Source organism: Bacillus sp. LR_5 (assembly GCF_042709275.1).
The window spans coordinates 1-10,044 of sequence record NZ_JAVAXX010000237.1; the positions used below are offsets into that span (position 1 = coordinate 1).

Below are 10,044 nucleotides of genomic sequence, written 5' to 3' on the forward strand. Positions count from 1 at the left end.
AATCTATAGATGTAAACGGTTACATAAACAAGGAGGAGCTGTTTTGGCTACAATTAAAGATGTCGCCGGAGCGGCGGGCGTTTCAGTTGCGACGGTTTCTCGCGTCCTGAATGATAATGGCTATGTACACGAAGAAACGCGAACGCGTGTCATAGCGGCGATGGCGAAGCTGAACTATTACCCGAATGAAGTCGCCAGATCTCTATATAAAAGAGAATCCCGACTGATCGGACTTTTGCTCCCGGATATCACAAACCCTTTCTTCCCCCAGCTTGCCCGCGGTGCGGAGGATGAATTGAACCGGGAAGGCTATCGTCTTATTTTCGGCAACAGTGACGAGGAATTGAAAAAAGAACTTGAATACCTTCAAACCTTTAAGCAAAATCATGTCGCAGGCATTATTGCCGCAACAAATTACCCGGATCTCGAGGAATACAGCGGCATGAATTATCCAGTTGTTTTTCTGGACAGAACACTGGAAGGGGCTCCTTCTGTGTCCAGTGACGGCTATACAGGAGGAAAGTTAGCCGCCCAGGCTATCATTCACGGAAAAAGCCAGCGCATTACGCTCTTGAGAGGACCCGCTCACCTGCCGACCGCTCAAGACCGCTTTAACGGCGCTTTGGAAATCTTAAAGCAGGCTGAAGTTGATTTTCAGGTCATTGAGACGGCTTCATTTTCAATTAAAGATGCACAATCAATGGCGAAGGAGCTGTTTGCCGCTTATCCAGCGACAGATGGTGTGATCGCGAGTAATGATATTCAAGCCGCTGCCGTTTTACATGAAGCATTGCGGCGCGGAAAAAATGTGCCGGAGGACATTCAAATTATCGGCTATGATGACATTCCACAAAGCGGACTTCTGTTCCCGCCACTTTCTACAATTAAACAGCCCGCATATGATATGGGGAAAGAAGCTGCCAAACTGCTTTTGGGTATCATCAAAAAACAGCCGCTGGCAGAAACGGCAATTCAAATGCCTGTCACCTATATAGGAAGAAAGACGACAAGAAAGGAAGATTAAGATGCGTAATATTTGTGTGATTGGTAGCTGTTCTATGGATTTAGTGGTCACCTCGGACAAACGCCCAAAAGCCGGTGAAACGATTCTTGGCACGTCATTTCAGACTGTGCCGGGCGGCAAAGGAGCAAATCAGGCCGTTGCCGCAGCCAGGCTTGGGGCGCAAGTGTTTATGGTCGGCAAGGTTGGAGACGATCATTATGGAACAGCTATTTTGAATAATCTCAAAGCTAACGGCGTTCGCACTGACTATATGGAACCGGTTACACATACGGAAAGCGGAACCGCTCATATTGTGCTTGCTGAAGGCGACAACAGCATTGTCGTTGTCAAAGGCGCGAACGATGACATCACCCCAGCGTATGCGTTAAACGCGCTCGAACAGATTGAAAAGGTCGATATGGTGCTGATTCAGCAGGAAATCCCAGAAGAAACGGTTGATGAGGTGTGCAAATACTGCCATTCTCATGATATCCCGATCATACTAAACCCAGCACCGGCCCGCCCGCTCAAGCAGGAAACAATTGATCACGCTACCTATCTGACGCCGAATGAACACGAGGCTTCAATTTTATTCCCTGAGCTTACCATTTCTGAAGCTCTTGCGCTTTATCCGGCAAAGCTCTTTATTACGGAAGGAAAACAAGGCGTCCGCTATTCGGCTGGCAGCAAAGAGGTGCTCATCCCGTCCTTCCCTGTAGAGCCCGTTGATACAACCGGAGCCGGTGATACGTTTAACGCAGCATTTGCCGTGGCCCTGGCTGAGGGAAAAGACATTGAAGTCGCATTGCGGTTTGCCAATCGTGCCGCTTCCCTTTCTGTCTGCTCCTTCGGTGCCCAAGGCGGAATGCCGACAAGAAATAAAGTAGAGGAGCTGCTGTCATGAAAAAACACGGTATACTGAACAGCCATCTTGCCAAGATTTTAGCCGACCTTGGCCACACTGATAAAATTGTCATCGCGGATGCCGGACTGCCGGTTCCTGACGGCGTTTTGAAAATTGATCTTTCACTGAAGCCGGGTCTTCCGGCTTTCCAAGATACAGCGGCAGTGCTCGCTGATGAGATGGTCATCGAAAAAGTCATTGCTGCAGCTGAAATAAAAGCATCCAATCAGGAGAATGCGAAATTTCTAGAAAATCTTTTCTCTGAACAAGAGATTGAATACCTTTCTCACGAGGAGTTTAAGCTGCTGACAAAAGACGCAAAGGCAGTCATAAGAACAGGAGAATTCACACCATATGCCAACTGCATCCTGCAGGCAGGTGTACTTTTCTAGAAAGGAGGATGAAACATGCAGATTGAAATGAAAGACATTCATAAAGCATTCGGAAAAAATCAGGTGCTGTCAGGCGTTTCCTTTCAGCTCATGCCTGGCGAGGTTCACGCATTAATGGGAGAAAACGGCGCCGGCAAGTCCACGCTTATGAACATTTTGACAGGCCTGCACAAAGCAGATAAAGGTCAAATCAGCATAAACGGAAACGAAACGTATTTTTCCAATCCGAAAGAAGCGGAACAGCATGGAATAGCCTTTATCCATCAGGAATTGAATATCTGGCCGGAAATGACCGTTCTTGAGAATCTATTTATCGGTAAAGAGATATCCTCCAAGCTGGGCGTCTTACAAACAAGAAAAATGAAAGCGCTAGCAAAAGAGCAATTTGACAAACTCTCCGTCTCTCTTTCTCTTGATCAAGAAGCCGGCGAATGTTCCGTCGGACAGCAGCAAATGATCGAAATCGCAAAAGCGCTTATGACAAATGCCGAGGTCATCATTATGGATGAACCGACGGCAGCGTTGACTGAACGTGAAATTAGCAAGCTCTTTGAGGTCATTACAGCGTTAAAAAAGAACGGCGTCTCCATTGTCTATATTTCGCATCGCATGGAAGAAATTTTTGCGATTTGCGACAGAATTACCATCATGCGTGATGGAAAAACGGTAGATACAACAAACATCTCAGAAACTGATTTTGATGAAGTCGTCAAAAAAATGGTCGGACGGGAGCTGACTGAACGATATCCAAAACGCACTCCTTCTCTCGGTGACAAAGTATTCGAGGTGAAAAATGCCTCCGTAAAAGGGAGTTTTGAGGATGTCAGCTTTTATGTTCGTTCCGGTGAGATCGTCGGTGTTTCAGGATTAATGGGAGCCGGCCGGACAGAAATGATGAGAGCGCTGTTCGGCGTTGACAGGCTGGACACGGGTGAGATATGGATCGCTGGGAAAAAAACGGCTATTAAGAACCCGCAGGAAGCCGTGAAAAAAGGTCTCGGCTTTATTACAGAGAATCGCAAGGATGAAGGGCTCCTGCTCGACACCTCGATCCGCGAAAATATTGCCCTGCCCAATCTGTCCAGCTTCTCACCAAAGGGTCTCATTGATCATAAGCGGGAGGCTGAATTTGTCGATCTGTTAATCAAACGCCTCACTATCAAAACAGCATCACCGGAAACGCACGCACGCCATTTATCAGGAGGAAACCAGCAAAAAGTGGTGATAGCCAAGTGGATCGGCATCGGACCGAAAGTGCTTATCTTGGATGAGCCAACCAGAGGTGTGGATGTTGGCGCCAAACGAGAGATTTATACGCTGATGAATGAGCTGACCGAACGCGGCGTCGCTATCATCATGGTGTCATCAGAGCTTCCTGAAATTCTGGGAATGAGCGATCGGATTATCGTTGTTCATGAAGGCAGAATCAGCGGCGAAATCCATGCGCGAGAAGCAACACAAGAACGAATTATGACACTTGCCACGGGAGGGCGGTAATATGAAAACGGAACAACTGCAAACAGAACAAAAACGGATTCACTTCGACGGAGTCATGCAAAAACTCGGCCCGTTTCTTGGTTTATTTATTCTCGTTATCATTGTATCTATTTTAAATCCCAGCTTTCTTGAACCGCTGAATATTTTAAACCTGCTTCGCCAGGTCGCCATTAACGGATTAATCGCGTTCGGGATGACCTTTGTCATTTTGACAGGCGGCATTGATCTTTCTGTCGGCGCTATTCTTGCCCTGTCCAGTGCTTTAGTTGCGGGGATGATTGTGTCCGGTGTCGATCCGGTTCTCGCGATCATCCTTGGCTGTATCATTGGTGCCGTACTAGGCATGATCAACGGATTATTGATTACTAAAGGAAAAATGGCGCCCTTTATCGCCACGCTTGCGACCATGACTGTGTTTCGCGGACTGACGCTAGTGTATACAGATGGAAATCCGATTACCGGACTTGGCACAAACTACGCTTTTCAGATGTTCGGACGCGGTTACTTTTTAGGCATTCCTGTACCGGCAATTACGATGGTTCTTGCCTTTGTCATCCTTTGGGTGCTTCTTCATAAAACACCATTCGGACGCCGAACGTACGCTATCGGCGGCAACGAAAAAGCCGCGCTCATTTCAGGCATCAAAGTGACGCGCGTGAAAGTGATGATCTATTCTTTAGCCGGGCTTTTATCCGCTCTTGGAGGTGCCATATTGACTTCCCGCCTGCATTCGGCCCAGCCGACTGCGGGAGAATCGTACGAACTTGATGCTATCGCGGCAGTCGTCTTAGGAGGGACAAGTCTTTCTGGCGGCCGCGGACGCATTGTCGGCACTTTGATCGGGGTCCTGATCATCGGCACACTTAATAACGGGCTTAATCTGCTTGGCGTTTCATCATTTTATCAGCTGGTTGTCAAAGGGATTGTTATCTTAATTGCGGTATTATTAGACCGCAAGAAGTCAGCTTAGGAGGGTTTTCACATGAAAAAGGCTGTATCCGTCATTTTAACGTTATCATTATTTTTGTTAACCGCCTGTTCGCTTGAGCCTCCCCAATGGGCAAAGCCGTCAAACTCGGGGAACAAAAAGGAATTCACCATTGGCTTGTCCGTCTCAACACTTAATAATCCTTTTTTTGTCTCATTAAAAAAGGGTATCGAAAAAGAAGCTAAAAAACGGGGAATGAAAGTCATCATTGTTGATGCACAAAATGATTCATCGAAACAGACGAGTGACGTGGAAGATTTAATTCAGCAAGGTGTTGATGCATTATTAATCAACCCGACTGATTCTTCGGCGATCTCAACGGCAGTAGAATCTGCAAACGCAGTCGGTGTGCCCGTCGTAACAATCGATCGATCTGCCGAACAAGGAAAAGTTGAAACCCTCGTTGCTTCCGATAATGTAAAAGGCGGTGAAATGGCCGCGGCGTTTATTGCCGACAAACTTGGAAAAGGAGCAAAGGTGGCAGAGCTTGAAGGCGTCCCCGGCGCATCTGCCACACGGGAACGCGGCTCAGGATTCCATAACATCGCAGACCAAAAACTCCAAGTTGTCACAAAACAATCAGCTGACTTTGACCGCACGAAAGGCCTGACTGTCATGGAAAACCTGCTGCAGGGACATCCTGATATCCAAGCTGTTTTTGCTCACAACGATGAAATGGCGCTCGGTGCTCTCGAGGCAATTAACAGCTCGGGGAAAGACATATTGGTGATCGGTTTTGACGGCAATAAAGATGCGCTCGCTTCCATTAAAAACGGAAAGCTGTCAGCCACCGTCGCTCAGCAGCCTGAATTAATCGGTAAATTGGCTACAGAAGCAGCAGATGATATTTTGCACGGGAAAAAAGTGCAAAAAACAATATCCGCGCCTCTCAAACTAGAAACACAAAAATAATTGTCTGATGTTTAGGAACCTGCGATAACGTGAATAGAGATATAGAATGAATTATTTCTCTTACGTGAGGAGAGGAACGGCATGAACAAACCAACAAAACTATTTTCAACATTAGCACTTGCGGCTGGAATGACTGCGGCGGCTGCTGGCGGCGCTGGCACGATCCATGCTCAACAGCCAGAAACAACGGTAAGCATTGATGATTTATACAGTTATCCGATTGATTCTTATTTGGTATCAGCAGAGGCTCTAAATGTCAGAACGAAGGCTTCCGCATCAAGCCAAAAAGCCGATACGCTGCACTTAGGAGATAGCCTAAAGCTGATTTCCTTCTCAAATGCTGACTGGGCAAAGGTTCAGTATAAAAACGGAAAAATAGGATTTGTATCCACTCATTACATTGTTAAAGCAGCGACAACGGTAAAAACCAAAACAAAAACAAAAGTATATACATCCGCTGATGGAAAGAGCATTAAGACTCTTCCAGCAGACACAAGCGTTTCTTTTTTAGGCTGGAGTAAAACGAATAAAGGCGGTTTTGATTTTGATTGGGTATTCGTTGATTACGGCGGTGCGACAGGTTATATGAAAACAAAGGATTTACACATGACAAAATAACTGAGAGGGATTCCGCATAAATGCGGAATCCCTTTTATTATGAATTGATTTGTCACATTCCCAAGATATTTCTCAGGAAATATTGTCGTATGCTGTGTCGAAACCTTACATGATCATCGACATTTTTGTTCACGCTAAAAAGCGGAGGTGTAAATATGGATCAATTTGAAGCAGCATATGAATCGTATAAAGCCCGGCAAACAACTGTCGATCAAGAAAATGTTCCATCTGGAAAAGAAGAAATTATTGCGGTTAGAAGAAATGAGGAAGACAATATTATCGCAGTGAAAACCAATACAGGAAGAGAGCTCGACTATCCTACTGCGCTGTCAGAAGCAAAATCAGGAAAACTCGCTCATGTTGATGTCTTCCATAAATACGGGCGTGACATTTTGCGAAGTGAACCGGACGGCATCAAGGAAAATAATCTGTCTGAGCTGCCGGATTTTTAAACAAATACAGCCCTGCCGTATGTTCGACAGGGCTTTCTTTTAAACAAAAGGCTGCTGAATGTATTCGGCTAACCGTTTTGCACTGTGTGAAATATCCTCTGCAGCTGCATAATTCACGCCATAGAACACATATGGAGGCAGATACTTCATGCCGATCAGATTACTCGTGGCCTGAAATGGTTTCAATAGCTCACTGATCGAGTAATGATTTGCTCCGCCCGCTTGATATTTTTCCGCTTCGCTCCCTGTTGATACAGCCAGCATCAGCTCCTTGCCATGCAAGGCATTTCCTTCTGAACCAAAAGCCCAGCCGTAAGTCAGCACAAGATCCTGCCATTTTTTCAAGAGCGGCGGAGAGCTGTACCAATATAGCGGGAATTGAAAGACAATCCGATCGTATTCCTCGCACAGCTGCTGTTCCTTCGCAACATCTATTTCTTCATACGGGTATTCCTTATAAAGATCACGTACTGTGATATTGTCGTGTTTACTCAATTCCTCAGCCCACGCCTTATTGACAACTGAGGTCTCCATATGAGGATGAACTGCCAAAACCAATATTTTCATCAGACCACACCTTTACTGTTTTGATGTTATTTTATCTAAAATCAGGAAAAGAGCCAAATAAAAAGAAAGCCCTGTAAAAGGGGCTTTCTTTTTTTCTTTTATTCAGGGCTTCCTTCAGTTGTTTCGATATCTTTCGCAAAATCAGGGTTATCCAGATTCGCATTAAAGAAATCCGCTGTGTTCGGAAGTCTGAGATTCATGTTCATTTTTTGAGAAATCGTAACCGTGCAATCCTCAAGCACATAGTCAAAAACGTGTCCGCCTGAATTGCGTCCTTCGTCAATGAAGTGCAGGTGATAGCCTGAAACGGCGATTCCGTTTGCATAAGCTGGTGTCAAGAAACCTACGATTGTTCCTCTCACGTTGTCGAAGTTGAAAATCGGCTGTGTTTTGACCGCTTCAACCATTGGCACGTAAGGTTTTTCTTGAAGTTCTACCGTTCTTGTCTGCACCTTTTTAAACAATCCGTCAATACGAATTGCATAAAATAAGTTTCTGCTTGGCAGCATGCTGTTGATCTCTTTTTCAAAGTCTTCGCGTGTCATTTTCGCATCAATTTTGTGCCTCATGTCCGGTGTAAAGAACGTAAATGAACAGAACGGAGAACGATCCCCGTTTTGGACCGGTGTCGCAGTTCCGTCTGAACGGAGACGGTAAAATTCGCCGTCAAACCCAATCAGCTCTCCGTCAAGCTTGTTAAAGGTTCCGATACCGAAGTCTCCATATTTCGGAATCTCTGACAGTTCAAAATCTCCGTCATATACTCCGTCTAATAGAGAAGTCATTGTTGATACTTGATAAATCTGGCTCACAGGCTGATCTTTTTGACCGCGGCTGAGCACTTGAATGTTGCTTTCTCGTTTCATATTTCCCTTCACTCCTTTTATTTAGTGCTGTTCATAAAACAGTGTCGTGATGCGCAGAGTGCTAGAGAGCTTTCGTTTTCATGAGTTCCCCGAATTCTTTCGGAAGCTTGTCACTTGCTAAATTAATGTTATCACTGTAGTCAACCGGGACATCGATGATGACAGGACCTTCAGCGTTCATGCCTTGACGCAGAACATCTGCCAGCTGGTCTGGTGATTCTACGCGCAAGCCAGTTGCTCCGAAGCTTTCCGCATATTTTACGATATCGATATTTCCGAAATCGACCGCAGATGTACGGTTATATTTTTTCAATTGCTGGAATGCAACCATGTCATATGTGCTGTCGTTCCATACAATGTGTACAATTGGTGCTTTTAGTCGAACCGCTGTCTCTAATTCCATTGCTGAGAATAAGAAACCGCCGTCACCAGAGACAGAAACCACTTTTTCTCCCGGTTTCACCAATGAAGCGCCGATTGCCCAAGGAAGCGCAACGCCGAGTGTTTGCATACCGTTACTGATCATTAATGTTAACGGCTCGTAGCTGCGGAAATAACGTGACATCCAAATGGCGTGCGAACCGATATCGCAAGTTACTGTAACATGATCATCGACTGCATTACGCAACTCTTTAACGATTTCAAGAGGGTGCGCTCTGTCTGATTTCCAATCTGCAGGCACCTGCTCACCTTCATGCATATATTGTTTTAAATCAGAAAGGATTTTCTGCTCACGCTCTGCAAATTCTACTTTCACAGCATCGTGTTCGATATGATTGATCGTGGACGGAATGTCACCGATCAATTCAAGATCAGGCTGGTAAGCATGATCAATGTCAGCGATAATCTCGTCTAAATGGATAATTGTCCGGTCTCCATTGACATTCCAGAATTTCGGATCATATTCAATCGGGTCATAGCCGATCGTCAGAACAACATCTGCCTGCTCTAGCAGTAAATCGCCAGGCTGGTTGCGGAACAAACCGATACGGCCAAAATACTGATCCTCTAAATCTCTAGAAAGGGTACCGGCAGCTTGATATGTTTCAACAAATGGAAGCTGAACCTTTTTCAAAAGCTTGCGAACCGCTTTAATTGCTTCCGGTCTTCCGCCTTTCATGCCGACCAAAACGACAGGAAGTTTTGCTGTTTGGATTTTTGCTATGGCCGCACTGATTGCATCATCTGCTGCAGGACCGAGTTTTGGCGCTGCAACAGCACGCACGTTTTTCGTATTTGTGACTTCATTCACAACATCTTGCGGAAAGCTCACAAAAGCGGCCCCAGCCTGCCCTGCTGACGCTATCCTAAATGCATTTGTAACAGCTTCCGGTATATTTTTTACATCTTGAACTTCTACACTGTATTTTGTAATCGGCTGGAATAGCGCCGCATTATCCAAAGATTGATGTGTCCGTTTTAAACGATCTGCACGGATCACGTTTCCAGCAAGCGCAACGACAGGGTCTCCTTCAGTGTTCGCTGTCAGCAGACCTGTTGCCAAGTTAGAGGCACCCGGTCCTGATGTGACTAACACGACTCCCGGTTTTCCAGTTAAACGGCCGACTGCTTGGGCCATGAATGCTGCGTTTTGTTCGTGCCGGGCAACGATAATTTCAGGTCCTTTATCTTGTAAAGCGTCAAATACCGCATCAATTTTTGCACCTGGAATGCCAAATACATGTGTGACACCTTGCTCCACTAAGCAATCAACAACAAGCTCCGCCCCTCTGTTTTTTACAAGGGATTTTTGTTCTTTTGTTGCTTTTGTCAACACCCTCACTCCTTATTATGCATTTTAAACGTAAAATTTTAAATATATTTTGATACGTTTCAATATACACT

11 protein-coding genes are annotated in these 10,044 nt (G+C 45.5%); 8 read left to right on the forward strand and 3 right to left on the reverse strand.

Features of this window, described 5'->3' with window-relative positions; genetic code table 11:
- Positions 1–43 precede the first annotated feature (43 nt).
- The 8 genes from RAC86_RS29455 to RAC86_RS29490 all read left to right on the forward strand — a co-directional run bounded on the left by RAC86_RS29455 (position 44) and on the right by RAC86_RS29490 (position 6,766).
- Positions 44–1,024 carry a LacI family DNA-binding transcriptional regulator gene (locus RAC86_RS29455; protein ID WP_032722637.1) on the forward strand — a complete coding sequence of 327 codons (981 nt, stop codon included), beginning with the start codon at positions 44–46 and terminating at the stop codon, positions 1,022–1,024.
- 1 nt (position 1,025) lies between these two features.
- On the forward strand, positions 1,026–1,907 hold the full coding sequence (rbsK, locus tag RAC86_RS29460) for a ribokinase (protein WP_377886333.1): 882 nt from the start codon (positions 1,026–1,028) through the stop codon (positions 1,905–1,907).
- A complete protein-coding gene (rbsD, locus tag RAC86_RS29465; RefSeq protein WP_080529882.1) occupies positions 1,904–2,299 on the forward strand; it encodes a D-ribose pyranase in 396 nt (131 codons plus the stop codon). The genes rbsK and rbsD overlap by 4 nt, the downstream gene beginning before the upstream one ends.
- 15 nt (positions 2,300–2,314) lie before the next feature.
- Positions 2,315–3,796 (forward strand): ribose ABC transporter ATP-binding protein RbsA, encoded by a 1,482-nt coding sequence (gene rbsA / locus RAC86_RS29470; RefSeq protein ID WP_014478164.1) that lies wholly within the window; start codon positions 2,315–2,317, stop codon positions 3,794–3,796.
- Position 3,797: 1 nt separating this feature from the next.
- Positions 3,798–4,766: a ribose ABC transporter permease RbsC gene (gene rbsC / locus RAC86_RS29475; RefSeq protein WP_017696600.1), complete on the forward strand. Its 969-nt coding sequence runs from the start codon at positions 3,798–3,800 to the stop codon at positions 4,764–4,766.
- A gap of 12 nt (positions 4,767–4,778) precedes the next feature.
- Complete coding sequence (rbsB, locus tag RAC86_RS29480) at positions 4,779–5,696, forward strand: ribose ABC transporter substrate-binding protein RbsB (RefSeq protein ID WP_032727000.1); 918 nt, start codon at positions 4,779–4,781, stop codon at positions 5,694–5,696.
- An 81-nt stretch (positions 5,697–5,777) separates the two neighbouring features.
- Positions 5,778–6,314 carry an SH3 domain-containing protein gene (locus RAC86_RS29485; protein WP_017696599.1) on the forward strand — a complete coding sequence of 179 codons (537 nt, stop codon included), beginning with the start codon at positions 5,778–5,780 and terminating at the stop codon, positions 6,312–6,314.
- 155 nt (positions 6,315–6,469) lie between these two features.
- Complete coding sequence (locus RAC86_RS29490) at positions 6,470–6,766, forward strand: DUF3892 domain-containing protein (RefSeq protein WP_003227867.1); 297 nt, start codon at positions 6,470–6,472, stop codon at positions 6,764–6,766.
- A gap of 39 nt (positions 6,767–6,805) precedes the next feature.
- Here RAC86_RS29490 and RAC86_RS29495 read toward each other — a convergent pair whose 3' ends face one another.
- The 3 genes from RAC86_RS29495 to alsS form a co-directional block, all read right to left on the reverse strand.
- Positions 6,806–7,333, reverse strand: coding sequence for an NAD(P)H-dependent oxidoreductase (locus RAC86_RS29495; protein ID WP_377886335.1), 528 nt, complete (start codon positions 7,331–7,333; stop codon positions 6,806–6,808).
- Between the two features lie 98 nt (positions 7,334–7,431).
- Entirely contained in the window at positions 7,432–8,199 is a 768-nt protein-coding gene (budA, locus tag RAC86_RS29500) for an acetolactate decarboxylase (RefSeq protein ID WP_377886336.1), read from the reverse strand.
- 61 nt (positions 8,200–8,260) lie between these two features.
- Positions 8,261–9,973, reverse strand: coding sequence for an acetolactate synthase AlsS (gene alsS, locus RAC86_RS29505; protein ID WP_014478171.1), 1,713 nt, complete (start codon positions 9,971–9,973; stop codon positions 8,261–8,263).
- Between the last annotated feature and the right edge of the window lie 71 nt (positions 9,974–10,044).

What these genes read in the sequence shown, in the direction of transcription:
- rbsA (WP_014478164.1), top strand. Translation starts at nt 2,315, where the DNA reads ATGCAGATTGAAATGAAAGACATTCATAAAGCATTCGGAAAAAATCAG.
- rbsC (WP_017696600.1), top strand. Translation starts at nt 3,798, where the DNA reads ATGAAAACGGAACAACTGCAAACAGAACAAAAACGGATTCACTTCGAC.
- RAC86_RS29495 (WP_377886335.1), bottom strand. Translation starts at nt 7,333, where the DNA reads ATGAAAATATTGGTTTTGGCAGTTCATCCTCATATGGAGACCTCAGTT.
- rbsK (WP_377886333.1), top strand. Translation starts at nt 1,026, where the DNA reads ATGCGTAATATTTGTGTGATTGGTAGCTGTTCTATGGATTTAGTGGTC.
- rbsD (WP_080529882.1), top strand. Translation starts at nt 1,904, where the DNA reads ATGAAAAAACACGGTATACTGAACAGCCATCTTGCCAAGATTTTAGCC.
- RAC86_RS29485 (WP_017696599.1), top strand. Translation starts at nt 5,778, where the DNA reads ATGAACAAACCAACAAAACTATTTTCAACATTAGCACTTGCGGCTGGA.
- RAC86_RS29490 (WP_003227867.1), top strand. Translation starts at nt 6,470, where the DNA reads ATGGATCAATTTGAAGCAGCATATGAATCGTATAAAGCCCGGCAAACA.
- rbsB (WP_032727000.1), top strand. Translation starts at nt 4,779, where the DNA reads ATGAAAAAGGCTGTATCCGTCATTTTAACGTTATCATTATTTTTGTTA.
- budA (WP_377886336.1), bottom strand. Translation starts at nt 8,199, where the DNA reads ATGAAACGAGAAAGCAACATTCAAGTGCTCAGCCGCGGTCAAAAAGAT.